Origin of the sequence: Mycobacterium haemophilum DSM 44634 (assembly GCF_000340435.2) — a bacterium.
Taxonomy (GTDB): Bacteria; Actinomycetota; Actinomycetes; order Mycobacteriales; family Mycobacteriaceae; genus Mycobacterium; species Mycobacterium haemophilum.
Window position 1 is genome coordinate 874,043 of record NZ_CP011883.2, and the last position, 23,547, is coordinate 897,589.

Here is a 23,547-nt window from a genome sequence, read left to right on the forward strand (position 1 = left end):
TGGCGTCCCTAAGTACCCGAGATGAACTCTTCGAGCTGGGCACGCGCGATCTCGTCGGATAGCTGCTTCGGCGGGCTCTTCATCAGGTAGGCCGACGCCGCGATCACTGGTCCGCCGATTCCGCGGTCCTTGGCGATCTTTGCCGCGCGCACCGCGTCGATGATGATGCCCGCCGAGTTCGGCGAGTCCCACACCTCGAGCTTGTATTCCAGGTTCACCGGCGCGTCGCCGAAACCGCGGCCCTCCAGCCGCACATAGGCCCATTTGCGGTCATCAAGCCAGGCCATGTGACCGGCCATTCCGATGTGTAGGTCCTTGGGGGTGAGCTCGCGCTGCATGTTGGATAGCACGGACTTGGTCTTGGAGATCTCCTTGGATTCCACCCGCTCCGGCTCGCACATGTTCAGGAAGTCCATGTTGCCGCCAATGTTGAGCTGCATGGTGCGGTCCAGCTGCACACCGCGGTCCTCGAACAGCTTGGCCATCACCCGGTGGGTGATGGTGGCGCCGACCTGGCTCTTGATGTCGTCGCCGATAATGGGCACACCAGCGTCGGCGAACTTTTTGGCCCACACCGGGTCGGAGGCGATGAACACCGGCAGCGCGTTCACGAACGCCACGCGGGCGTCGATGGCGCACTGGGCGTAGAACTTGTCGGCCTTTTCGGAACCCACCGGCAGGTAGGACACCAGTACGTCGACCTTGGCGTCCCGCAGCGCTTGGACCACGTCGACGGGCTCGGCATCGGACAGCTCAATGGTGTTGGCGTAGTTGTTGCCGATGCCGTCCAGCGTCGGCCCGCGCTGCACCACTACGTTGCTGGGCGCCACGTCGGCGATCTTGATGGTGTTGTTCTCCGAGGCGAAGATCGCGTCCGACAGATCGAAGCCGACCTTCTTGGCGTCCACGTCGAAGGCCGCTACGAACTTAACGTCGCGCACGTGGTAGGGGCCGAACCGGACATGCATGAGACCGGGCACCGTGGAGGTGTCGTCGGCGTTTTGGTAGTACTCGACGCCCTGAACCAGCGAGGACGCGCAGTTGCCCACGCCGACAATGGCGACTCGGACCTCATTCAGCGCCGCCACCGGATTGTGCTTACTCATTAAGGGCGTTCTCCAAACTTTGTCTCGTGCGGGAGTTGCATCGTGCTTATCACTTGATGATGCCGATCTTGCGGCGTTGCAGGAAGACAAAAACCGCAGCGGCGAGCATAACTCCCTTGATGATCTGCGAGGCGGCGCCCCCAACACCCATGAACACCATGCCGTTGGAGACCATCGAGATGATTACCGCACCGATCAACGTTCCGCTGAGTCGTCCCAGTCCGCCGGTGAGGGGCGTGCCGCCGATGACGACTGCGGCGATGACATCGATCTCGAAACCGGTTGCTGCAGTGGGTGTCCCGCTTCCGAGGCGGGAGGCAAGCACGACACCACCGACGCCCGCCATCAGGCCACAGACCGCGAAAATCGCGACTTTGATCCCGCGGGTGGGCACTCCGGCCAACGTTGCGACACGTTCGTTGCCGCCGACGGCTTTGACCCACCGCCCAAACATAGTGAATTGGAACAGGATCCCCGCCAGGATCGTGACGAGAAAACCGATGATGAGGATCCACGGCATGGCTCCCATTGAGCCCAATATTCCGTGAAACGGCATCGGTTTGGCGGCGCCGTCGCTGATCATCAGGGTGAGACCGCGGCAGACTTGAAGCATGCCGAGGGTGCCAACGAACGACGGAATCTTCCCGTAGGCAAAAACGATGCCGTTGACGATCCCGGCGGCCAACCCCACCAGCAGGGCGATGACGATCGCCGCGAATTGGTTCTGTGCTGCTATGAGTGCCACGGTGACTCCGGTCAATGCGACGATCGAGCCCACCGATAGGTCAACGGAGCCCGCCACGATCACGAAGGTCATGCCGTATCCGACGATCGCCAGCACCACGGTTTGCTGGAGAATGACCAGCAGATTTGAGGGTGCGTAGAACTTAGCGCCGGCCGCAGCGGTGAAAAACACAAACAGTGCGATCAGCGCGACGAACGGCACCAGCTGCTGCGGCGTGACGGCGAATTGTTTCTTGCTCTTAGCTGCGTACATCGCGGAGTCAACGTCACGCAGGATGTCAGCGGCCCGCCGTCGATCGTCGGGTCTTACCTCAAGAATGCCCACACTCGCTCCGATAGGCACCGTGAGCTGGTCGACGACAAGTGGCTCAGACAGTGTTGCGTGCAGTCTGTCTGCAACATCGTTAGCATTTGTGTCCGAAAGGGGACCCCGGAGTAGGACGACGAACTCGTCTCCGCCCAGTCGCGCGACGATATCGTCGGGCCGAACGGCCGCGCGCAGTCGTTGCGCTACGGTCTGCAACACCGCGTCACCTACGTCGTGGCCTAGTGAGTCGTTGATGACTTTGAAATCGTCGAGGTCAAGAAACAGTACGGCAGCTAATCGAGAGTGTTCGTCATGCTGCAGTGATTTGGTGATCTGGTCTTCCGCGAACCGGCGGTTGGCAAGACCGGTGAGACAGTCGTGGGTCGCCTCGTAGGCGAGCCGTTCGATGGAAAGGTGGTGGGCGGAAATGTCGGAAAACGAGACTACGAGTGCAGAGTGCGGAGGATCCGCAGACGCAAGCAAGCTCACGTTTACCGATAGCCACAACCGTTGGCCGTCGGGTCGGTCGATGCCGACGACTTTGCTTATCGTTGTCACTTCGTGTCGCACGATGCGCATGACGTCGCGCTCGGGGTCAACCCGCTGATTGTCCGTATCGTAGAAGACGAATGGATGGCCACGCTTCATATCCACGACATCGTGGGCTCGTAAGCCAAGCATCTGAGTAGCGGCGGGATTAACGGACTCAATTCGTCCGTCGACGCCTACCACAACGACTCCGTCGGCCATTGATGTGACAATCGTTTGGAAATATTGTTCGGCGTCGCACCCCGTTGTGTGATCGACGCCCCCTGCTGCAATGTCGGCCACAGCTCAGAGAGTACAACTGTGCTCGAGTACGACTACGATTCGGCTGGCGTCGTGGTACTTGCCCAGTTCATGTGCAACAGTTTTGGCGACCCGCTTGGTCACCCAGCCAGCGTCCTGACTATTGTGTCGGTCCTGGCGGGGTCGGTCGTTCTCGTTGGCAAGTCCTGGGTTTGTTGCGGGTTCGACTGCGACGACGGTGTTCTCGGCCCAGTATCTGGAACGGATCGGACGTTTTTCGATCAGTTCAAGGTAATCGTCATGTCGAACGGGGTGATCGACTTCAAGTCGTAGTGCGGTGTGTTATCGATGTAGCGGGCCTTGAACTTGGCGACGTTGGACTTGTCAACCTTGAGCAGGTCGAGCTTCACCACCTGCTCAACGGGATCTTGGCCGTGAATTTTGCGGTAGAGGACGGCCAGCCCGAACCCGCCCTCTAGCCAATGGGCGCCAAAGCTGACGGTGTAGTACCCGTTTTCGATCGCTGCGATTGCTTGCGGTGTCAAATCCATTCCCCCGAAGACGAATTCCTTCTCACGATTGGCGTTGCGTGCGGCCTTGATCGCGCCTTGGCAGAGGTTGTCGTTGAAGCACCAGATGGCGTTAGCGTCGCCGGTGGGGTGTGCTTGCAGCATGTTCTCGGCAGCGGCAAGGCCTTTGTCTTCGCTGTCACCGGCGTACTGAAACTGCACAAGCTGGTCACCGACTGCCGTGAGCGCCGATTTCAGGCCAGCCTTGCGGCCCTGGGCCACCGAGTTGCCGGGCATGCCGCCGAGGGCAAGGAACTTCGACCCCCCCTCAGCGATGAGGGCCTCAGCAATGCCGCTGCCGGCTTTCTCATCATTGGGCCCCAGGAAGGCCACATAGTCAGCGTTCTTGTTCTGCCCCGGGGCATATCCGGGGTAACGGTCGACGACGACCACCGGGATCTTTGCCTTGGCGGCGGTCCACAGCAGCGTGGGAGCGATCGAGGTTGACTGGGGGGTGACGATCAGCCCGTCGATGCCTTGGCTGATGAGGTTCTCCACGTCGGACAGCTGCTTTTGTTCGTCTTCTTCAGCCGACACGGCGTTGATATCGACACCGAGTTGATGGCCTCCCTCGTCGATAAAGCGTGTGTAGGCATTCCAGAACGGACTGTTTGCGGTCGGGTAGGACACACCGATCATTAGCTTGTGATGTGGCCCTGAGGAACCGCACGCCGGCAGGATTGCCAGTAGCAGTCCCAGGATCAGCATGATGCGAGCCGCGCGCAGCGGTATGCCCATACCCGTGCTCATCAGGAGTCCCTTTCGTGGGCGCATCGACAAGTTTGGTCATATCAGCGTCTGGCACGCGTTGAATCAGTGTGGTGCGGCCAGACCCCCGAGCGTTTCTTGTCCCCGAACTCGCGCTTGCCGTAGGGCAATAGTAACCGAGTTTCAGCACCCGCCGGCCTCGTTGACGAGCCGGCGGGCGATGGCTTGACGGGTGCCGGAGGCCCGTGTTTACTCGAACGTATATTCGAATAAGGTGGTCTCGAGAAAGCTAGTAGGAGGCTAGTCATGACCGCGGCTTTCGCCCCCGACCAGCGGTATGGAAATCGCGCTGAGCAGCTCGAATCGTTGCGCCGGGCGTCCATGCAAGTCGGCACCAGCCCTGCTGACTTGCTGCCGGAGCCGGAATCCCGGCTGGCCATCCCGCAGTGGCTTGCTGAGGCGCTGGCACCCGAGGGCCGGCACTGTTACGCCGGGGAACGGTGGCGGTGCTGTCGGGAGCTCGGTCACTGCTGTTGGGCATGGTTGCCGCGGTGACGGCCGCCGGGGGCAACGCGGCTATCGCCGGCCTGCCTGATGTCGGATTGCTGGCCGCTGTGGAGATGGGGGCGGACCTGAGCCGGCTCGCGGTGATACCGGATCCCGGGACCGATCCGGTGGAGGTGGCCGCGGTGCTTGTCGACGGCATGGACCTGGTGGTCCTTGTTCTCGGCGGGCGACGGGTACCGCACCCCCGGGCGCGGGCAGTGCTAGCCCGCGCCCGACATAGAGGCTGCACCTTGCTGGTCACCGACGGCGACTGGCAAGGGGCGCCGACACGGTTGGAGGCCCGGGTCTGCGGCTATGAGATCACGGCGAGCAACCAGGGCGCACCCACTCCCGGATTCGGGCGCATCAGTGGGGTGCGGTTGCAGGTCAGCGGTGTGTGTGCGGGCAGACGGGTGGGCGGCCGGGCGCGAGCCGGGTGATTTCGGGTGGCTTTTTCCGGTTCCGGTTCCCGGGTGCTGGCGGTGCGCGGAGCGGCCCGCTATTTCGGGTCCGAACAGCAGGCCGCCGAGCGGCTGATTGATGCGGTGGCCGCGGCCGGCTCCGAGTGTCAGGTCGGGATCGCCGACCAGTTATCCACCGCGGTCTTCGCGGCGCGTGCGGGCCGGGTCATTGGGCCTGGACAGGATGCGCGGTTCTTGTCGCTGTTGTCGATCCGACAACTTGCCGCCGAGCCGAGTCTGTCCGGTCCCCGACGAGGAGAACTAGCGGATTTGTTGTGGCGGATGGGGATTCGCCCCATCGGGTAGTTCGCCGCACTGTCGGCTACCGATGTGGCCTCCAGGTTCGGCGCCGACGGGGCGGCCGCACATCGGTTCGCCCGCGGCGCACCCGAACGCCCGCCTTCCGGACGTGAGGTGCTGCCGGAACTTGAGGCCGTGTTGCTCTGCGATCCGCCGATCGACCGGATTGATGCCGCGGCCTTCGCTGGGCGCTCACTGGCCGGCGCACTGCATCAGGCGCTGAGGGCCGCTGGAGTGGGCTGTACCCGGCTGGCCATCCACGCTGTCACCGCCAATGCCGAAGAGTTGACTCGGGTATGGCGGTGCGCCGAGCCGTTGACCGAGGATGCCACCGCTGACCGGGTGCGTTGGCAACTGGATGGCTGGTTGAGCAACCGAAATGCTCAGGTCTGCTCACCGACCGCCGAGCTGACGCTATTACGGCTGCAGGCGGTGGAGGTGGTGTCCGCCGAGGCACTGCAGTTGCCGTTATGGGGTGGTCTCGGGGAGCAGGACAAACTTCGGGCTCGACGGGCGCTGGTGCGGGTGCAGGGCTTGCTCGGCCCGGAGGCGGTGCGGGTGCCCGTACTGTCCGGCGGTCGCGGGCCGGCCGAACGCATCACGTTGACCCCGCTGGGCGACGAGCCGGCACCGCAGGCCGACCCGGGTCAACCGTGGCCCGGCCAACTTCGGAAGCCGTCGCCGGCGGTGCTGCTCGACGACCCAGTGGAATTACTTGATGCACAGGGGAATCCGATACGGGTGACCAGTCGGGGGATGTTCTCCGCTGAGCCTGCCCGACTGACCGTCCGCGGTCGGGAGGACACGCTGTGCTGGTGGGCCGGTCAAGGGGGTCGCACCGCCCGCGCCCAGGTACTGCTGGGCAGCGAGCGTGCGCTGCTGCTGTGCTACCGCCAGCGGCGGTGGTATCTAGAAGGCAGCTACGAGTAAGCGTCCGTAGCGCGTCCTAGGCCCCTCACCTCCGCTCGCGCCAACTGCCCGCGAACACCACCTCCACGTCGTGGCATGGCTGGGCGGCCGCAGATGGCCAAGCGAAGGTAGCAAGGACCGAAGTGCTCAGGCCTGATGCCGCCACTACCGCAGGACCAAGAAACAGAACGATGCGGCGTATGGTCATGTCGCAATAGGTGCCCATTCACATTGCGGCTAAACCACCAATTTTTGGTGCCCGCCGTATGGGCATCGCTGTTACGTTCGGTGTGCCCGACCTGCGAACGGTCCGACCCGCCCAATCAGCCGGTCGAAAAACGCCGCAGGGTCTACGCCAATGCCGATCAGGGCGTTGGGCTTTCGATCCGAGGACCAGTCGGCGACCGTCAAGCCGCGCGGATCTGCCAGCTCGACCTCCACCGTCGCGGCCCGGGTCGTCACCAAGTCCGGGTCCAGCGCGACCGCTGCGGCCAGCGGATCATGCATATATGCCACGTAACCTAGGTCGCGAGCCTGGTGAGACTCGAAGTAGAACCGCAGCGCGTCCCCGATCACCTGGATCAACGGAGACGGACCTGCGGTAGACACCAGCTTGGCGAGGATGTCCGGCGTCATTACCACCTGCCGGGTCAGATCCAAGCCGCATACGATCGGAAGTTGTTGTTGCCCAGCCCAAGCCGCAAATACCTCGCTCGCTGCCTCTGGGTCCACCCTGATGTTCCATTCTGCCGCGACGTTACCCTGGCCGGAGCCGTCGAACACGCCGCCCATGATCACCAGTCGGCGCAGCAGCGTCGGGAGTGCCGGCTCGGCGCGCAGTGCCAAAGCCAGGTTGGTCAGCGGCCCGGTGACGAGGCCGATCAGGTTCCCCGCGTTGGCTCGAGCCGCAGCTATCCAGGCCGTCGTGGCGTCGTAACTGGCAATCCGGCGTTCAGTGGAGGGCAGCTCGGCATAGCCTAAACCTTTGGGGCCGTGGAATTTTGCGTGCTCAGGCCACTGGCCGCTCAGTGGCTCGTCGGCGCCTTTGCACACGGGTATGGCCGCGGCCCGGCACAATTCGAGCAAGCCGAGGTTGTTCGCGCACACCTGCTCGACTTCAATATTTCCGCCGGTCGAGGCGATGCCGACGAGATCGGCGTCAGCGCTGGCCAGCAGATATACCAACGCCACGGCATCATCGATGCCGGTGTCGACGTCGACGAAAACGGGGTTCATCGCGGTAACGATACTGGGACTGGTGATTAGGCTGTCACGGTGTCCAAACACCCGAATCCCCAACAGCCGACTTAACTCCGCACTTCGACGACGTGCAGGCGCACTCCGACCTGTCCGACGACTTCTTCCGGCTGTTTCTTGACCCGACCCAGACGTATAGTTGCGCCTTTTCGAACGCGACGGCATGACGCTGGAAGAGGTCCAGATCGCCAAGACCGATCTCGTGCTCGGCTGATGCGCGGTGCAAGCACACGACGTCAACGTCGTGGCCTCACGCTGAGCCGCAACCAGGTCACTCATGTCAGGCAATTGATCGCGCAGTCCGAAAGCGCCCGCTTTCGAGCATTTTGGGCATGAGCGCTACGACGCGTTTTTCAGTATGGCGCACCGCGTGCTGCCTGCCGACGGGATCATGCTGCTGCTGCACACCACCACCGGGCTGTATCCCAAAGAAGCTGTATCCCAAAGAAGTAGTCGAACGAGGTAAATGCGGGGCACGCGACCTGCTGACGATCACTCTGCCCCCAACTCTCACAGCGGTGGACAAATAACACGGGTACAGGTCTAATTGGCCCGGGCCTATGGGGCCACGTCACTGTTTCGGTTCATGAATTGTAAGCCAAGCCGGGACATGCCAGCTTGATAACTTTCGACTATGGAATGGTAGCGAACGTCTATTGGACAGCAGGCGTCACGTTCAGGCAGCGTCGTCGCTGACGCGCAGGACTCACGCCCGGGAGAGGAGGGCCATTGGTCAGACCGAAAAGATCCGTGGCGAAGGGTTATGGCAGCGAATCGAGTTGGTCGATGCACCTCCCCAATGCGCGCCCAATGCGCGGTGAATTGTTTGATCAAGCCTGCCGGCCAAAGCGCTGATTCAACGATAACCGTTAAGATGATCCAGTTCACATTACCAGGACTTCATGGCGCATGTGGGACCTGATAAACGTAGTCATCAACCATCGAATGTTAAAAGCTCGTAGTAAATATGTCGTTTTTGTAAACTCAAAACCTCATGATTTGCTTGGTGAAAGCTGGCGATATACTTTAACGTGACTGTTGACATCTGCTGAGCATGACAGTCAGGGGTGCGGCACCTACGTGTGCAATATGGGATCAATGAGTATGTCCGGAATCGGCGACTGTTAGGATTAGGTGGCAGCATGAGTAGAGCGTTCATCATTGATCCAACGATAAGTGCCATTGAGGGTTTGCACGCCCTCCTGGGGATCGGAGTACCTGACGACGGGGGCATACTCTACTCTTCATTATCGTTCTTCGAAAAAGCTCTTGAGGACCTGGCATCGGCGTTTCCTAATGGTGGCTGGCTAGGTGCCGCCGCGGATAAATACGCCGGTAAAACCCGTAATCATGTGAATTTATTCCAGGGGCTGGCGGATCTGGATCGTGATCTCATAAACCTGATCCATGACCAGGCCAACTCGGTCCAGACGACACGCGATATTCTGGATGGCGCAAAGCGGGCGCTTGAGTTCGTGCGTCCGGTGGCTGTGGACATGACCTACGTCCCGATTGTCGGGTATGCCATATCGGCGGCCTTCCAGGCGCCGGCTTGCGCAGCCGCCATGGTCGCAGTGGGCGGCGGGCTTGCTTACCTGCTCGTAAAGACGGCGATCAACACGGCCAGATTCGTCGCCTTGCTGGCTCGATTGGCGCAGTTGTTGGCGGCCGCCATCGCGGACGTCATTTCGGATGTGGTGGACATAATCAAGGGCATCTTGGAAGAACTGTGGCAGTTCATAGCGGGCGCGCTAGCGGGCCTGAAGGAACTTTGGGACAAGCTCACCGGGTGGGTCTCTGGACTGTTCTCGCAATGGTGGTCGAACCTGTCCTCCTTGTTTACCGGAGTCCCTGGCTTGAGTGGCGCGACCAGCGGCTTGTCCCAGGTGACTGGCTTGTTCAGCGCGGCCGGTTTATCCGGTTTACCCGGTTCGTCCGGGTTGGTCAGCGCGGAAAGTTTAGCGAGCTCAGCCGGCTTGCCCAGCTTGGTCGGCTTTGAGGGCGGGTCCGGCTTGGTGGGCTTGCCGCAAGTGGCTCAGGTGCATGCCGCCTCGATTCGGCAGGGGCTGCGTCCCCGGGGTGATGGCCCGGCCGGAACCTCTATGGAGCAGCTCGGCGGGCAGCCGGAGAGGGTCTCCGCGCAAGGCTCCCAAGATATGGGCGGCCCCCAAGGTATGGGTGGTCCCCAAGGTATGGGCGGCATGCATCCCGCTTCGGCGACGTCGAAAGGTATGACGACGAAGAAGTACTCGGAAGGCGCGGCGGCGGCCACAGACGATGCGGAGCGCGCGCCAGTAGACGCTGAATCAGGCGGTGGCAAACGGGTGGTGACGCGACACGTCGTTTAACACCATTGGCGAGTCAAATCCATTGCTAACCAGCGCCGTAGCAAGCGCAATGCTAGACGGAAGGGATGCGATCAATGACAGATAACTTGACGGTTCAGCCCGAGCACCTGGGTGCACTGGCGTCGTACCACGACAACGCGGCGGTCGGTGCCTCTTCCGGAGTCGATGCTGCCGCTGGACTAGGCGAATCAGTGGCGATCACTCATGGTTCGTACTGCTCGCAGTTCAACAACACGTTAAAAATGTATGAGACCACCCGCAACGCTCTTGGCTCGTCCTTACATGCGGCCGGTGTCGATCTCGCTAAGAATCTGCGAGCCGCGGCGCGCATATATCTTGAGGCCGACGAAACGTGTGGCAAGGATATCGACTCGGTGTTCGGCTGACCAGGTTCGTTGCACGGGGTGGCAGGTCACAACGTCTTCCCAACGAGTGCTTGTTCGGATTAACCGATGCCTGCTCCCCGGGCCGACTTTTCTTGTGTGGCAACGAATTCAGAAGGGATGCCGTGGTGGTCTTGCCCGGAAGTGACTTCGAGAGCGATGATTTCGACACCGTGGATCCCTGGGGCGCTGACGGCGCGGCGTGCTCGACTGTGGATCCGATTGTTGGCTTCGAGTCGGCGGCAACCCCGGACAGCGGACCCGACGTAGACAACACTCGCGGTCAGGCTGAGGAGGACGCAGAACAAGTAGAACAAGAGGAACAAGAGGAACAAGAGGAACACGAGATCGCAGTTTTCACGGTGACGAATCCCCCACGCACCGTGTCGGTGTCGGTGCTGATGGACGGCCGGATCGACTATGTCGAGCTCTCGAAGAGGGTGACGTGGATGAGTGAATCACAGGTCGCCTCCGAGATCCTGGTAATCGCTGACTTGGCGCGGCAGAAGGCGCAGTCGGCCCAGTACGCCTTCATCCTCGACAGAATGAGTCAACTGGCCGATGCAGATGAAGACCGCGTCGCACTGTTACGTGAATCCGTGGGCAATACCTGGGGTTTGCCATCGCCGGAACAAGCCGCAGCGGCAGAAGCTGAAGTGTTTGCAACCCGTTACAGCGACGATGGCCCCGCACAAGACACAGAGAGTGATCAATGGTGAACTGATCCACTCCGGTGAGTCCAGAGACTCTGGTCCGCTCTGTGTTTCGCGGAGGCGCAGTTCTGGGCTTTCATGTCACCGGGACCGGCTTCTCGAACTCTGACTTGGGCCACGAAGACGGCCTCGGGGGCGGCGGTGCAGATCGTTAGGTCCTCACGGCGGGGTTCACGCAAGATCGAGCACCTGGGTTCTGCGCATGAAGAGGCCGAGTTGGAGGTACGCCCTTAGCGGTTGGCCATGATCAGAAATTTGGCCACTGAAATGTGGTCTGCTTGATGAGGTCGGCTCCGCCTTCGTCGGCCTTCTGGTAAGCAGTGCCGGCCTTGTGCAGATTGTCAGCGAGCAGCTCGGCGACTGATTGCAGGCGCGAAACCGCGGTGCTGCGGATCGTTTCAAACTGTGCGAAAGCATTATTGAACAGTGAGCAGTATGACCCGTGAGTGGTCGAGACCGACTGGCTCAACCCACTGGCCATGTTCCCTGTGGATTGGAGATCGGTTGATGCATTGTTGTGAATGCGCTGCAACGCGTTGAGGAACTCTGGCGAGACGTGCACATGTCCTGTCATGGTTATTCTCCTTTTAAGTCCGATTTTTCGCGGCTATAGCGTTGGCTGGCTACGACTTTGGTGCGCTGGCCTTAACAACGATGGTGGCCTTCTTGGGGGTTTCGGGAACCTCCTTGGTGGCATTGACAGGTGCGCGCTCCGCCTCGGCTGGTGCGCCCGAAGCCGCGCCTCTCCTGCTCTCGTCATGAGCGGCGGCTCGGTGCATCGGGGCGCCTCCCGGCATACCGCCTTGTTGCGCCGCCTGTGCGTCTGCATGCGCCGGCGAGCCAAGCGTCGGTGCATGCTCGGCGGCCTGGCCAAGGCTGCCGGTCTGACCCAGGTTGCTGATCGGGCGGACCTCTGAGGACAGCGCACGCATCTGACTGACGTTTTGACCCAGGTTGCTCAGCGTCGTCGAACTGGCCAGGTGCGCGGACTGGATCGGGTTGGGCAGGCGCGCCATGTCGGCCAGGTGGGGCAAGGAGCTTGCGCCGGTTGCGGCGGTCGCGCCAACTTGACTCATGCTGGGCAAGGAGGTCAAGGAGGTCAGCGAGCCCAAGCTACTAGGCAGCGCGGTGAACGCAGACGCGCCGAAGCCTGCGCCGTTGCCCCACCCCATGAGGTTCTCCACCTCGGACTCCACGTCGTAGTAAAGGTTGCGCAGCTCCGAGCCGATATCGGACACGACGTCCTCCACGGCGTTCTCTATTCCGGAGAAGAAGTTGCTGATTTCCGCCCAGGCGGTCTCCAAGGCGAGCTCCAATTCGGTCACAACGAAGCTGATGTCGGACTCGATGTCTTCTATGAATTGTTTCACTTCGTAGTAGACCAGCTCCGTTACGAGTTCGGCTAATTGCGCGATCGTCGCGATCAGCGATGCCGCGTTTTCTGCCGTCTGATAGGCCAAATACGACATCGTGGCCGTAACCATGGTCATCGTCGGGGGACAAACCAGCAATTCAAATGCGTCGGCGAGTCCCCCGCCAATAAGCGGAATATCGTTAAGAACTTTGGCGACGGATCGCATTGTCCCAAGAAAGCTCTTCGCGGACGCCAACCGGTCTCGCGCATTCTGGACCGCTTCGGCCTGCTTTGATACGAGGGTTCCCGTTATGTAGTCCACATCCGCCATAATCTCTTCGCGGACGACTTGAAGTTGGTTCTGGGTTGAATACTTTTCAGCGGCGGCACCCGTCCAATTGTCGCCCGGTGCGGCCGAGCGCTGGTCTTTAGCGGTTTGGGAGAAACGCGACGAGCTGGCACCGAATATGCTTCCCGTGGTCGGAGTTCCAGATCCAAGCAACCATTGCAGGTCCTCGATGACACTGAGCGATGTATCGATGATGTAGAGACTCATATGCTAAATCCTTACCCTCGGTGATCTGTTGACTACGCTTTTGCCGGGTCCCACTTGCGCCATGGACCCCTGATGATGCGGATTGGATCGTCTTAAACGGTTATCACGCACCTGGCGGCGTATCGACCAACTCGATTTGCTGCAATCACTCCTCGCCACGGACCTTTTTCGGTCATACTGATGGTCTCCCTCCCTGGCGTGGGTCCTGCGCGTCAGCGACACAATGCCTGAACGAGACGCCCGTCGTCCAATAGACGTTCGCTACCGGTTAATAACCGGAAACTATCATGCTGCGTGCGGGTGACTTCTGTTGGGCAGCTGGGGGTTTTGGGGCGACGGCGTGGCCGTGGGCTCTTTATCCGTGCTCAGATCGCGTCCGGGGCGGGTCGCCGGCCGCTGATGCGGGTGTGGCTAGTGGGGCTCAGATGAAGTTTCGGATGCCGTCCCAGTCCACCAGCGTCCAACCGTTAATGGGGTTGCCGGTGATCACCACCCGGCCGATGTTCGGTAACGGATGGCTGGTCAGCAGGCTGTCCTTACCGTTCTTCACGTTCATCAGCGTCCAGACCATGATCGCTGCGCCCTGCGAGAACGCGACCGGCTTGTGGTGGCCGCTGTGGTAGATCTTCCAGATGGCGGCACTGAACGCAGAATTGAAATCCTTGCCGCTGATCGATCCCGGGATGCTGTTTCCGACATCACCGTTGATCCAGTCCGCCGGCGCCAGCAGATACGTCGAGTTGGCCATTGTCTCGGGTTTGCCGTTGTACCAGCCGGCGTCGATCGACTGGAGGCCACTAAGGACCTCGACCGGCTTTCCGAGCTCGCTAGCTAACGGCGCGGCGGTCTGCTGGGCTTCGGCCATTTCGGAGGCGTAGACGCTGTCGAAATCGTCACGGGCGTGCAGCACCTGCTGGGCTTGCCCTTTGCCCTCCGGGGTGAGGCTGGGACCGGGCATGTCGGTGGCGATGACCCCGTCCGCGTTGGCCTGAGACTGGGCGTTTCGGATGAAGGTCAACGTGATGCTGCGCGCCTGCGTTGTTCCGCCGCAGGCTCCGACGATTACCGTTGCGGCCAGCACGGCCAGGATGCTGGATGCCTTCGGCATCATGGTGCGGTTGAGCATGGCGATAGCCTGCCCTGCCGACCGCGTCAATGTGAAGGGTTTTGCGATGGTTGGGTGGGGGAAAAGGCGTGAATATTCGATCGGAGGGAGACTCACATGGCACTAGACCCCACTGCCATCGGCGCGGTGACCGAGCCAATCCTGACTGAATGGACCGACCGGGACACCATGTTGTATGCGCTCGGCGTCGGTGCCGGAACCGAGGACCTGTCCTTCACCACGGACAACAGCCACGACATCACCCAGCAGGTGTTGCCCACCTATGCGGTGATCTGCTGTCCGGCGTTCGGGGCGGCGACAAAGATCGGGACGTTCAACTGGGCCTTGCTCTTGCATGGATCGCAGGCCATCCGGCTGCATGCGCCGCTGCCGGCCGCCGGCAGGCTGTCGGTGGTCACCGAGGTCGTTGATCTGCAGGACAAGGGCGAAGGCAAGAACGCGATCGTTGTGTTGCGCGGCCGCGGCACGGACCCGCAATCGGGGACGCTGATCGCCGAGACGCTGACCACGCTGGTGATCCGGGGTGCCGGCGGGTTCGGGGGAGTGCCGGGTCAGCGGCCGGCGGCCCCAGAATTTCCGGACCGCGAGCCCGATGCCCGAATCGCGCTGCCCACCCGCGAGGATCAGGCGTTGATTTACCGGCTTTCCGGTGACCGCAATCCGCTGCATAGCGATCCGTGGTTCGCCAGGGAGATGGCCGGGTTTCCCAAGCCGATCCTGCACGGGTTGTGCAGCTACGGTGTGACGGGCCGAGCGTTGGTCGCCGAGCTGGGCAACGGTGTGGCGGCCAACATCACCTCGATCGCGGCGCGGTTTACCTCACCGGTGTTTCCCGGCGAGACGCTGACCACCCTGATCTGGCGAACCGAACCAGGGCGGGCGGTGTTTCGTACCGAGGTCGTCGGTTCCGCCGGCGACGAGCCGCGGGTGGTGCTGGACGACGGGGCGGTGGAGTACCTGCCGGCCTAGCTGCAAGCGTCACTAGTCCGATGGTGGCGACCCGCTGCGCCCGGCTACGCCGCGCTTGCGATCACCACTAAGCTGGCGTGCTAACCGTTCGGTGAATTCGCTGACCCGCGTTGGACTGTCTAGCGCGAACAGTGCGGCGGTGGCGCGGTCACCGTCTTCGGTGTGTCGCACCACGATCGGAACACCCCGAACGTCGGTGTGGCGCACCGCGTCGAACGCGTCCTCGTCGGTGATGTCATCGCCGAGATAGATCGGCATGAGCGAAGCGGAGCCGACGTGAGTGCCGCCGTGATGCAGGTGATCGATCACCCAACGAAGTGTTTTTCCCTTGTCCCAGTCGATGTCGGGACGCAGCTCAATGACCTCGCGGCCTGTCGTCACCCGAAGCGTGTTGCGCTGGCCCGCGGTGCGTACCGCCGCGGCGACCTCGTCGACGCGGTCACGTGCGGCATTACGGTAGTGCACGGCAACGCCAAACCGCTTGTGCTCCACCATGACTCCCGGAATTGGCCCGAGTTGGTCGCGTAGCTGGGCCGCCGCCTGTTCCAGCACGGGTATCGCCGTTGCCGCCGCGTCGTTTTGGTGATGTGTGCCGTCGGGTGCGGTTAACTCAAAACCATGACTGCCGGCATACCAGATGCCGGGCACGCCGACACGCTTGACCACATCGGCGAGGTCGCGGCCGGACAGCACGGCGACTGGACACCGTGCGGCCAACATCTGCAGCGCCTCGGACGCGCCGGGGACGGGTCTGGCCGAGTCGGGATCATCGACGATGTCTGACAGCGTGCCGTCGAAGTCGAAGAACACTGCCGGTTGCCCGGCGGTGAGGCCGTCGGCCAAGCCGAGGGCTCCCAGCGCGTCGGGAAGCTCCGACATCCGACGGTCCCCGGTTCGCACGATGACCTCACGCAGGTCGGCGACGACCGTGTCGGCGCCGTAGCGACGTAGGGTGTCGCGGTGGCCGGTCCGGTCTTCCCCGATGACTAGGCCGAGCACCAGCGCGAAACCACCATGGCGTGCGGCCGTGACGACGGCCGCGTCGACCGCGACGACGACGCACCGGCCCGGCCGCGCCCGCACGCGGTTGGCCGCCTCGACGAGGAGGGCGATCTCCGTGCTGACTGGGCCGTCAACGTGCACGGGGAACAGATCGCCGAGGCCGGCCGCGGTCAGCACGCCCTGGCAGTTGCGGCTGGTCGAAAAAACGGCGGTGCTCACACCGATCTGCTGAAGTTGCCGGACCAGCGTCACCGTGGAGCCGAGCGGGGTGTCGGTCACCACGGCGTCGAGGTCGAACAGCGCCGCGTCGTGGTGCCGCGGGTCGATGGTGACCGGCATTGACCAACCATCTCACGGTGGACACGGTGGTTAAGGGAGGCCTCCCCATCCGGTTAGCGACGCGCTCGTGCGGACGGCGTGGCGGCCCGCCTGCGGGGCGCTTCGCTGGGTAACACGCCGGATGATCGCGCGTGGCGGTCTTTGGTGAACAGCAGGACGGAGTCGTGGCTGAGCGCCACCAGCCGCGTGATCTCTAGCTCAATACCGGCGGTAAGTCGCTCGATGTCGGGCGCGGCGTCGTAGTCGGCGGTGATGCCGAATACCAGTTCGTCGCCGTAGCTCAGCACCGCGACCCCAGTGTTCAGCTTTAGTGCGGTCGGCGGGATCGGCAGCACCCGCTCCATCCGCTGGCCCATCAGCCGTAACCGATCGCGGGGCCCGGGCGCGTTGGTTGCTAGCGTCACAATCCCAGGCTTCGGTAGCCGGTTCAGCAGTTGGATCGCATGGGCGCGCAACGTAATTGGGAGGCGATTGATCGCTGACTCCAAGATGTTGCCGCGCGGATCGTGGCGCGTGGCCGCCAACCGGTTGTGCACGGTCTGCAGTCGCTGAACCGGGTCCTCATGGTCGACGGGGAGATAGGGCAGTTTCTCGACCGCGGCGGCCGAACGTCCCGACATCGATGCCAGGGTGCGCAGCGAGTCCGCGCGCGGCTGCTCGCCGCGGTGCAGCAGAACCGTCCGGAAGCCCTCGGTGATCGCCGCGAGTGCAACATCATTGCTGGTCACGCCGAACTTGCGGCACACGCTGTCAACGTCGGTGATCGGAACTCGCACTGTGCTGTACCGCCGCATGGTGCTGACCAAACCGGACGGCGTCGCCCGCACCCCGGGCCAGATCGCCCCGGCCGCGGCTTCTGCTGCCTTGGCCACGATCCCGGTGTAAGCCCGCCACAGGGTGTCGGCCCAGCTCCGCTCATCGCGGTTCGCTGGTGAAACCTGTTTGCTGCCAATGTGGTTAGCGAATGTATGACTGTCCGCGTCGTCGCAAAGTCTGGTCAGGATGTGGGCTGCGGAGATGTCGTCGGCCATGCAGTGGTGGATCTTCATCAAGATTGCCCACTGGTTGCCCTGCAAGCCCTCGATGACCCAGCATTCCCACAGTGGGCGGTCCAGGTCGAGGGGGCGTTCCAGGGCATGAGCGATCGCCGTGAACAGCTCGGTGTCGTCGCCTGGGGGCGCAACGGCAACCCGTCGCAGGTGATCTGTGAGGTCGAAGCCCGGATAGTCGATCCACTGTTGGGTAGTAACGTCGAACGGGTGCGTTCGCAACGTCTGCGTGCATCGCGGTATCGACTGAATCCGTTCTGCCAGTAGGGTTTCGAGTGCAACGAAATCAGGGACAGCGCCGTCGACGATGGCGACCGCTCCAATCGCCAGGCTTGCCTGCCGATCCGGATCGCGAGCTTTGAGGGAACCCGCATCCAGTGTCTTGCGCTGCGCCATATATTTAGTCCCCACCGTCGATTTGTCCCTGAACCAGTATTCGCTGCGCACCCCGGTTGCGGTAGGCCCCCGAGCGTTAAAAACGTGTTTAGGAGTTGAAGATGGGTTTAACAATCGCTTTCGGGTGGTCGAATGCGACTACGAAATCGAACATATATTCGATACACTGTGCGGCGTGGGTTGGAGCAGTGGGCCGTCAAGTTGGGCGGAAATGGAGCGGGTGCTTGACGGCGGGATGGTCCGCTCGTCCGTCGCCCATTCCGCGTATGCCGAGCTCCATGCGCATTCGGCGTACAGCTTCCTCGACGGGGCTAGTACGCCGGAAGAACTGGTTGAGGAGGCCGCGCGGTTGGGTCTGCGCGCGCTGGCGCTGACCGACCATGACGGCTTGTACGGGGCGGTACGTTTCGCCGAGGCGGCCGCCGAGTTCGGCGTGCGTACCGTGTTCGGCGCCGAACTGTCTTTAGGATCCGGGGCCCGCACCGAGGCGCCGGACCCGCCTGGGCCGCACTTGCTGGTGCTCGCTCGCGGCCCGGAAGGTTACCGGCGGTTGTCGCGGCAGCTGGCCGCGGCGCATCTGGCCGGCGGCCAGAAGGGCAAGCCGCGCTACGCGATCGATGCGCTGACCGAGGCGGCGGGCGGGCACTGGCACATCCTGACGGGATGTCGGAAAGGCCAGACCGAAGCGCTGGCGACGGCCGGAGCGTTGGGCTGTTTTGGGATGTCCCGGCGGGAAGCGCTGTGGGCGGCCGGACAGGCTTCCTGGCGTGGGGGCCCACGGTGCTGATGGGTCGCATATTCCGGCGTTGCCGGGGATGAGCGATCTGGAGTGGCCGCCGCCGATGTGTGGGCCACCGGCATCTCACCGGATAGTTATCCGACGCAGTTCCTGCGGGCAGACCTGGATGCGATGGGGCGTGGTGCCCGCCGACGCGCTGGGATCGGTGCGCGACGGCCCAAGGGGTGACGTTTCTCAACCTTGAGGATGAGACCGGGATGGTCAACGTGCTCTGTACACCAGGAGTGTGGGCGCGGCATCGCAAGCTGGCGCACACAGCGCCGGCGTTGCTGATTCGCGGTCAGGTGCAAAACACCAGCGGCGCGATCACCGTCGTGGCCGAAAGGATGGGCCACATCAGCCTCACGGTCAGCTCGAAGTCCCGGGACTTCCGCTGACTTCTTTCGTCGAGCGTGAATTTCACGACGCGACACGCCGAAACGACGTCGTGGAATTCACTCTCGGCGAGCACGAGCGCTAGCCCGTCGGCGTGGTCCACACCTTGGTCGGGGTGATCATCAGCCGGGTGCTGTATTCAGCCATCGCTTCGGTCAGGCCGAACCTTGCGGCGTCCTCGCGGTACTTCGCCCAATAGGGCTCGTCGGTACGGCAGTCGACATCGGTGGCCACCACCGCGGCAGTACCGCCGACGACGACGATGCCGCCGCCATCGCCGGTGGAATCCAAGTTCAGGCTCACCTGGGGATGCGCCATGATATGGGCGACCTTGCCTGCCCGCGGCATGGAGTACACCGTCAGATTGGCTCCGTCGAAGTAGAACCACACCAGCCGCGGCACGGGCTGCCCCGATTTGGTGACGGTGGTCAGCCACCCGTAATGGTCCGAGGTGAGCCGGCTGGAAACCTCTTGTGTCAGTTCGATAGTCATGGCGCAACGGTAGTCTTCCCTGATGACTCTCAACCTGTCCGTCGACGAAGTTCTCACCACTACCCGCTCGGTGCGCAAACGGCTTGACTTCGACAAACCGGTGCTTCGCGACGTGTTGATGGAATGCCTACAGCTGGCGCTGCAGGCGCCCACCGGGGCCAACGCGCAGGGCTGGCAATGGGTGTTCGTCGAGGACGCCGACAAGCGCAAGGTGATCGGTGACATCTACCTGGCCAATGCCCGCGGCTACCTCAGCCAGCCCGCACCCGAGTACCCCGACGGCGACACTCGCGGTGAGCGGATGGGGCTGGTGCGCGATTCCGCGACCTATCTCGCCGAGCACATGCACGAGGCGCCGGTGCTGCTGATCCCCTGCCTGCAGGGCCGGGTGGAGCAGGCTCCGCTGGGATTGAGTGCTTCGTTCTGGGCGTCGCTGTTCCCCGCGGTCTGGAGCTTCTGCCTGGCGCTGCGTTCGCGAGGACTGGGCACCTGTTGGACGACGCTGCACCTGCTCGGCGACGGCGAGCAGCAGGTGGCTGAGGTGCTCGGCATTCCCTCCGACAAGTACAGCCAGGGCGGGCTGTTTCCCATCGCCTACACCAAAGGAACTGACTTCCGGGCGGCCAAGCGGCTGCCCGCCGAGAACGTCACGCACTGGGACACCTGGTAATCAGACGGCCCCGACAAACCCGTGCTGCCGCCACGCTTCGTACACCGCCACCGCGGCGGCGTTGGCCAGGTTCAGTGAACGCCGGCCCGGCAGCATGGGAATGCGCACCCGCTGGGTGATGTGGTCGTCGGCCAGGGTCGCCGCGTCTAGCCCGGTCGGTTCGGGCCCGAACATCAACACGTCGCCGGCCTGGTAGCCGACGTCGGTGAACACGGTGCTCGCGTGGGTGCTGAACGCGAAGACCCGCGCCGGCGACAGCGCGTCCCATGCCTCGGGCAGCGAGGCGTGGACGGTGACCGAGGCTAGGTCGTGATAGTCCAGTCCGGCCCGTCGGAGCTTGGGTTCGGACAGGTCGAAGCCCATCGGCTCGACCAGATGCAATTCGCAGCCGGTGACCGCCGCGGTCCGGATGGCGTTACCCGTATTGGAAGCGATGCGCGGGGAATAAAACAGCAACCGGAACATCTGCTGATCATGACGTGTGGTTGTTTGCCAGGCTTGCGCGCCGGTGTAGTGGAACCTGGTGGCCTCGGCTTCCGGCTGTCATACTCGTCGAGTTGCCAGGCGTTTTCCCGTCCGCGCTCATCCGCCTGGCGCGGGCGGAATACAGCAGGAAGTCTCATGAGCCCCTCGTTTCTCCGAGTGCCAGCTGTGCCCGCCGCGACCGTGGTGGTCCCAGCCGGTGCGGCGAGGCCAGCGAAACGCCCATCGGCCTGGGCGCTGGGCAACTGGCCGGTCCGGTGGAAAATCGTGGTGATTGTGCTGGTGCCGCTGCTGCTGGCGACCGCCTTCGGCGGATTACGTCTGCAGAGTGCGACGGCCAGCTCGAGTGGTCTGCAGCTGGCCGCTGCCCGCGCTGACCTGATACCGACGATCACGAAATACATGTCGGCACTAGACGTCGCACTATTGGCGAGCTCCATCGGACATGATGTGGAGGGAGCGAAAAAGAATTATGAGGCCCGTAAGTACGAGCTGCAGACGCGGCTGGCCAACACCGACGTGATCCCCGACGTCCGATCGGGGACCAGCACCCTGTTGAACGGTGGTCAGGCGCTAGTGGACAAGGTGCTGGCCGACAGCATCAGTTTGCGGGACCGGGTAACAACGTACGCGCCGATCCTGTTGACGGCCGAAGACGTGATCAACGCGTCGGTGCGCATCGACAGTGAGCAGATAAGGGCGCAGGCGCAGGGTTTAAGCCGGGCCGTCGGGGCCCGCGGGCAGATGACGGCGCAGAAGATCCTGATCACCCGCGGCGCTGAGATTCCCGAGCCGGAATTGCGCACCTCGATGATCACCTTGGCCGGCACCGAACCGTCGACCCTGTTCGGGATGAGCGAGGTGCTCGGTGTCGGCTCGCCCAAAGCCCAGACGCTGCAACAGCAATTGGTGACCCGGATGGCGGTCCTGTCCGATCCGGCCAGCATGCTCGTCGACAACCCAGAGTTGCTGCGCTCAATAGAGATTACCAGCGGGATCGTTGAGCAAATCATCAAGGACGCCACCACCTCGGTGACGAAGTCGATGGAGGGCGAGGCCGCCGCTCGGCGCGGCGCCGCGATCCGCGACACCGTAATAGTGCCGGCCGCAGTCGTGATCGCGCTGGGCATTGTGTTGCTGGTGGCACGCTCGCTGATCCGACCGCTGCGCGTGCTGCGTGACGGAGCGCTGAAAGTCACCCACACCGACCTGGAGAACGAGATCGCCCAGGTCCGATCCGGCACCGAGCCGATCCCGGAGCTGCTGGCGGTACCCACCACCGAGGAAATCGGCCAGCTCGCGCACGCGGTCGACGCACTGCACACCCAGGCGCTGCTGCTTGCAGGCAATGAGGCCCGGTTGGCCACCCGGCTGCGCCGTAGCAACGCCAACCTGTTGGTCCTGGCGGGTGCGCGGCTTGCGCGTGACCCGCGCAAGCCGGTGCCGCTTTCGACGGTGATCAACGCCGCCGTCTCCGAGGTTGAGGATTATCGCCGCGTCGAAACGGCGGGAGTTCCCGACTGCACGGTGATCGGCGCGGCAGCTGGCAGCGTTATCCACCTGCTTGCCGAGTTGATCGACAACGCGCTGCGCTATTCGCCGCCAACGACATTGGTTTGGGTGTCCGCGGCCCGCGGTGGCGACGGAGCTGTTCTGGTACGGGTCGCCGACTCCGGCTTGGGGATGAACGACACTGATCGGCGCATCGCCAACATGCGGCTGCAGGCCGGCGGTGCGGTCACCCCCGATCTCACCCCTGAAAATGCCCGCCACATGGGCCTTTTCGTGGTCGGGCGGCTGGCTGCCCGGCACGGCATCCGGGTCGGGCTGCGCGGCCCCATCGATGATGCGCAGAGTCCGGGCACGACTGCGGAGGTCTACCTACCGCTGGCGGTGCTAGTCGCGAGAGCGACGCCGGCTGCAGCGGCAGGACCGCGGGCACCCGGGTGGGCTCCGCAACAGCCAAAGCCCGCGCCGCGGCACGCCGCGGCCGTTCGTGACCCGGAAGCGGTTCGCGGGTCCATCAGCAGCCACGTTGGCGGTGTGCGCAGCGGACGGTCGCATGCCCTGGAAAACAGGCTCGAAACCCGTGAAGGACCCGATCAGCAATGATGGCTTGTTCGAACAACCGGCTGGTGTCGAAGTTCGCCCGCGAAGTTCCTGGGGTGGCGCATGCCCCGGCGGCGACGGTTCCCGTGGGTAGCTGACCGCAGTGCAGCAGTGGACCGATTGTGAAATTGCCGGACGTGATTTCACCGATGATGATCTGAGTCGGCTACGCACCGAACGGGTTGTGTTCACCGAGTGCAATTTTAGCGGCGCTAACCTGGCCGAGTCGCACCATCGCGCATCAGCCTTTCGTAATTGCACCTTCAAGCGGACCCTATTGTGGCACAGCACATTTACCCATTGCAGCATGCTGGGCTCGGTGTTTGTGCAGTGCCGGCTGCGGCCGCTGACATTCGACGAGGTGGACTTCACGCTCGCGGTGCTGGGCGGCAACGACCTGCGCGGTGTCGACTTGAGCGGCTGCCGGCTGCGGGAGGCCAGCCTGGTGGAGACCGACCTGCGCACGGCGGTGCTGCGCGGCGCCGACCTCAGCGGTGCCCGCACGACCGGTACCCGGCTAGATGACGCCGATCTGCGTGGCGCGACCGTCGAGCCTTCGTTGTGGAGAACCGCTTCACTCGCGGGTGCACGCATCGACGTCCCGCAAGCTGTGGCGTTTGCGTTGGCGCACGGGCTTTGCTTGAACGGGGGTTTGGACGCATGACCGCTAGCGGCGATCGCGAGCGCG

The 23,547-nt window shown here is 63.1% G+C and carries 19 protein-coding genes and 5 pseudogenes; 13 read left to right on the forward strand and 11 right to left on the reverse strand.

The genetic code is table 11. The annotated features are described in order from the left end of the window. Positions 1 to 8: 8 nt before the first annotated feature. The 3 genes from B586_RS04215 to B586_RS04230 all read right to left on the reverse strand — a co-directional run bounded on the left by B586_RS04215 (position 9) and on the right by B586_RS04230 (position 4,265). Positions 9 to 1,106, reverse strand: coding sequence for an inositol-3-phosphate synthase (locus B586_RS04215; RefSeq protein ID WP_054880614.1), 1,098 nt, complete (start codon positions 1,104 to 1,106; stop codon positions 9 to 11). A 49-nt stretch (positions 1,107 to 1,155) separates the two neighbouring features. After that, complete coding sequence (locus tag B586_RS04220) at positions 1,156 to 2,988, reverse strand: diguanylate cyclase domain-containing protein (RefSeq protein ID WP_231590585.1); 1,833 nt, start codon at positions 2,986 to 2,988, stop codon at positions 1,156 to 1,158. Between the two features lie 239 nt (positions 2,989 to 3,227). Further along, the gene (locus tag B586_RS04230; protein ID WP_054880613.1) at positions 3,228 to 4,265 is read right to left on the reverse strand and encodes a substrate-binding domain-containing protein; all 1,038 of its coding nucleotides are present in this window, start codon (positions 4,263 to 4,265) and stop codon (positions 3,228 to 3,230) included. A 264-nt stretch (positions 4,266 to 4,529) separates the two neighbouring features. Between B586_RS04230 and B586_RS04235 the strand changes: the two are divergent. Together B586_RS04235 and B586_RS04240 are read left to right on the forward strand one after the other, a co-directional pair. Then, positions 4,530 to 5,209: pseudogene (locus B586_RS04235) on the forward strand (hypothetical protein). A gap of 24 nt (positions 5,210 to 5,233) precedes the next feature. Then, positions 5,234 to 6,460: pseudogene (locus tag B586_RS04240) on the forward strand (DNA polymerase Y family protein); the annotation flags it as partial. 258 nt (positions 6,461 to 6,718) lie between these two features. Here the strand turns inward: B586_RS04240 and B586_RS04245 are convergent. Then, positions 6,719 to 7,675, reverse strand: coding sequence for a nucleoside hydrolase (locus B586_RS04245; RefSeq protein ID WP_054880612.1), 957 nt, complete (start codon positions 7,673 to 7,675; stop codon positions 6,719 to 6,721). Positions 7,676 to 7,767: 92 nt separating this feature from the next. On the opposite strand from B586_RS04245, the pseudogene B586_RS21830 reads away from it, so the two are divergent. The 4 genes and pseudogenes from B586_RS21830 to B586_RS04260 form a co-directional block, all read left to right on the forward strand. After that, positions 7,768 to 8,129: pseudogene (locus B586_RS21830) on the forward strand (class I SAM-dependent methyltransferase); the annotation flags it as partial. Positions 8,130 to 8,838: 709 nt separating this feature from the next. Continuing rightward, the gene (locus B586_RS04250; RefSeq protein ID WP_054880611.1) at positions 8,839 to 10,044 is read left to right on the forward strand and encodes an EspA/EspE family type VII secretion system effector; all 1,206 of its coding nucleotides are present in this window, start codon (positions 8,839 to 8,841) and stop codon (positions 10,042 to 10,044) included. A gap of 74 nt (positions 10,045 to 10,118) precedes the next feature. Next, complete coding sequence (locus tag B586_RS04255; RefSeq protein ID WP_054880610.1) at positions 10,119 to 10,430, forward strand: ESX-1 secretion-associated protein; 312 nt, start codon at positions 10,119 to 10,121, stop codon at positions 10,428 to 10,430. A 125-nt stretch (positions 10,431 to 10,555) separates the two neighbouring features. Beyond that, positions 10,556 to 11,146: a hypothetical protein gene (locus tag B586_RS04260; protein ID WP_054881077.1), complete on the forward strand. Its 591-nt coding sequence runs from the start codon at positions 10,556 to 10,558 to the stop codon at positions 11,144 to 11,146. A 241-nt stretch (positions 11,147 to 11,387) separates the two neighbouring features. Here B586_RS04260 and B586_RS04265 read toward each other — a convergent pair whose 3' ends face one another. From B586_RS04265 to B586_RS04275, 3 genes are all read right to left on the reverse strand, one after another. Further along, on the reverse strand, positions 11,388 to 11,714 hold the full coding sequence (locus B586_RS04265; RefSeq protein WP_047316877.1) for an ESX-1 secretion-associated protein: 327 nt from the start codon (positions 11,712 to 11,714) through the stop codon (positions 11,388 to 11,390). A 49-nt stretch (positions 11,715 to 11,763) separates the two neighbouring features. Further along, the gene (locus B586_RS04270) at positions 11,764 to 13,050 is read right to left on the reverse strand and encodes an EspA/EspE family type VII secretion system effector (RefSeq protein ID WP_054880609.1); all 1,287 of its coding nucleotides are present in this window, start codon (positions 13,048 to 13,050) and stop codon (positions 11,764 to 11,766) included. A 421-nt stretch (positions 13,051 to 13,471) separates the two neighbouring features. After that, positions 13,472 to 14,176 (reverse strand): histidine phosphatase family protein, encoded by a 705-nt coding sequence (locus B586_RS04275; RefSeq protein WP_054880608.1) that lies wholly within the window; start codon positions 14,174 to 14,176, stop codon positions 13,472 to 13,474. Between the two features lie 96 nt (positions 14,177 to 14,272). Here B586_RS04275 and B586_RS04280 point away from each other — a divergent pair, with 96 nt between their 5' ends. Continuing rightward, the gene (locus B586_RS04280; protein ID WP_047316880.1) at positions 14,273 to 15,145 is read left to right on the forward strand and encodes a MaoC family dehydratase; all 873 of its coding nucleotides are present in this window, start codon (positions 14,273 to 14,275) and stop codon (positions 15,143 to 15,145) included. 12 nt (positions 15,146 to 15,157) lie between these two features. Here B586_RS04280 and otsB read toward each other — a convergent pair whose 3' ends face one another. Together otsB and B586_RS04290 are read right to left on the reverse strand one after the other, a co-directional pair. Beyond that, positions 15,158 to 16,486, reverse strand: a complete 1,329-nt coding sequence (gene otsB, locus B586_RS04285; RefSeq protein WP_047316881.1) for a trehalose-phosphatase — start codon at positions 16,484 to 16,486, stop codon at positions 15,158 to 15,160. A 53-nt stretch (positions 16,487 to 16,539) separates the two neighbouring features. Next, positions 16,540 to 17,931: a wax ester/triacylglycerol synthase family O-acyltransferase gene (locus B586_RS04290; RefSeq protein WP_054880607.1), complete on the reverse strand. Its 1,392-nt coding sequence runs from the start codon at positions 17,929 to 17,931 to the stop codon at positions 16,540 to 16,542. Positions 17,932 to 18,106: 175 nt separating this feature from the next. On the opposite strand from B586_RS04290, the pseudogene B586_RS04295 reads away from it, so the two are divergent. The 3 genes and pseudogenes from B586_RS04295 to B586_RS21290 form a co-directional block, all read left to right on the forward strand. Continuing rightward, positions 18,107 to 18,634: pseudogene (locus B586_RS04295) on the forward strand (PHP domain-containing protein); the annotation flags it as partial. Positions 18,635 to 18,760: 126 nt separating this feature from the next. Then, positions 18,761 to 18,898: a hypothetical protein gene (locus B586_RS21285; RefSeq protein ID WP_168162483.1), complete on the forward strand. Its 138-nt coding sequence runs from the start codon at positions 18,761 to 18,763 to the stop codon at positions 18,896 to 18,898. After that, on the forward strand, positions 18,895 to 19,107 hold the full coding sequence (locus tag B586_RS21290; protein WP_047317077.1) for a hypothetical protein: 213 nt from the start codon (positions 18,895 to 18,897) through the stop codon (positions 19,105 to 19,107). Before B586_RS21285 ends, B586_RS21290 begins: the two co-directional genes overlap by 4 nt. 79 nt (positions 19,108 to 19,186) lie before the next feature. Here B586_RS21290 and B586_RS04305 read toward each other — a convergent pair whose 3' ends face one another. Further along, a complete protein-coding gene (locus B586_RS04305; protein WP_047313412.1) occupies positions 19,187 to 19,597 on the reverse strand; it encodes a TIGR03667 family PPOX class F420-dependent oxidoreductase in 411 nt (136 codons plus the stop codon). A 22-nt stretch (positions 19,598 to 19,619) separates the two neighbouring features. On the opposite strand from B586_RS04305, the gene B586_RS04310 reads away from it, so the two are divergent. Further along, positions 19,620 to 20,267, forward strand: coding sequence for a nitroreductase family protein (locus B586_RS04310; RefSeq protein ID WP_054880605.1), 648 nt, complete (start codon positions 19,620 to 19,622; stop codon positions 20,265 to 20,267). Here B586_RS04310 and B586_RS04315 read toward each other — a convergent pair whose 3' ends face one another. Beyond that, positions 20,268 to 20,732, reverse strand: a complete 465-nt coding sequence (locus B586_RS04315) for a tRNA (cytidine(34)-2'-O)-methyltransferase (protein WP_054880604.1) — start codon at positions 20,730 to 20,732, stop codon at positions 20,268 to 20,270. Between the two features lie 156 nt (positions 20,733 to 20,888). On the opposite strand from B586_RS04315, the pseudogene B586_RS04320 reads away from it, so the two are divergent. Both B586_RS04320 and B586_RS04325 read left to right on the forward strand, forming a co-directional pair. After that, positions 20,889 to 22,688: pseudogene (locus tag B586_RS04320) on the forward strand (sensor histidine kinase); the annotation flags it as partial. A 274-nt stretch (positions 22,689 to 22,962) separates the two neighbouring features. Continuing rightward, on the forward strand, positions 22,963 to 23,523 hold the full coding sequence (locus tag B586_RS04325) for a pentapeptide repeat-containing protein (protein WP_047313409.1): 561 nt from the start codon (positions 22,963 to 22,965) through the stop codon (positions 23,521 to 23,523). The last annotated feature ends 24 nt before the right edge of the window (positions 23,524 to 23,547 follow it).

Coding starts and splice junctions, on each gene's coding strand:
- B586_RS04215 (WP_054880614.1), bottom strand. CDS start 1,106: ATGAGTAAGCACAATCCGGTGGCGGCGCTGAATGAGGTCCGAGTCGCC.
- B586_RS04230 (WP_054880613.1), bottom strand. CDS start 4,265: ATGAGCACGGGTATGGGCATACCGCTGCGCGCGGCTCGCATCATGCTG.
- B586_RS04245 (WP_054880612.1), bottom strand. CDS start 7,675: ATGAACCCCGTTTTCGTCGACGTCGACACCGGCATCGATGATGCCGTG.
- B586_RS04250 (WP_054880611.1), top strand. CDS start 8,839: ATGAGTAGAGCGTTCATCATTGATCCAACGATAAGTGCCATTGAGGGT.
- B586_RS04255 (WP_054880610.1), top strand. CDS start 10,119: ATGACAGATAACTTGACGGTTCAGCCCGAGCACCTGGGTGCACTGGCG.
- B586_RS04265 (WP_047316877.1), bottom strand. CDS start 11,714: ATGACAGGACATGTGCACGTCTCGCCAGAGTTCCTCAACGCGTTGCAG.
- B586_RS04270 (WP_054880609.1), bottom strand. CDS start 13,050: ATGAGTCTCTACATCATCGATACATCGCTCAGTGTCATCGAGGACCTG.
- B586_RS04275 (WP_054880608.1), bottom strand. CDS start 14,176: ATGCTCAACCGCACCATGATGCCGAAGGCATCCAGCATCCTGGCCGTG.
- B586_RS04280 (WP_047316880.1), top strand. CDS start 14,273: ATGGCACTAGACCCCACTGCCATCGGCGCGGTGACCGAGCCAATCCTG.
- otsB (WP_047316881.1), bottom strand. CDS start 16,486: ATGCCGGTCACCATCGACCCGCGGCACCACGACGCGGCGCTGTTCGAC.
- B586_RS04290 (WP_054880607.1), bottom strand. CDS start 17,931: ATGGCGCAGCGCAAGACACTGGATGCGGGTTCCCTCAAAGCTCGCGAT.
- B586_RS04305 (WP_047313412.1), bottom strand. CDS start 19,597: ATGACTATCGAACTGACACAAGAGGTTTCCAGCCGGCTCACCTCGGAC.
- B586_RS04310 (WP_054880605.1), top strand. CDS start 19,620: ATGACTCTCAACCTGTCCGTCGACGAAGTTCTCACCACTACCCGCTCG.
- B586_RS04315 (WP_054880604.1), bottom strand. CDS start 20,732: ATGTTCCGGTTGCTGTTTTATTCCCCGCGCATCGCTTCCAATACGGGT.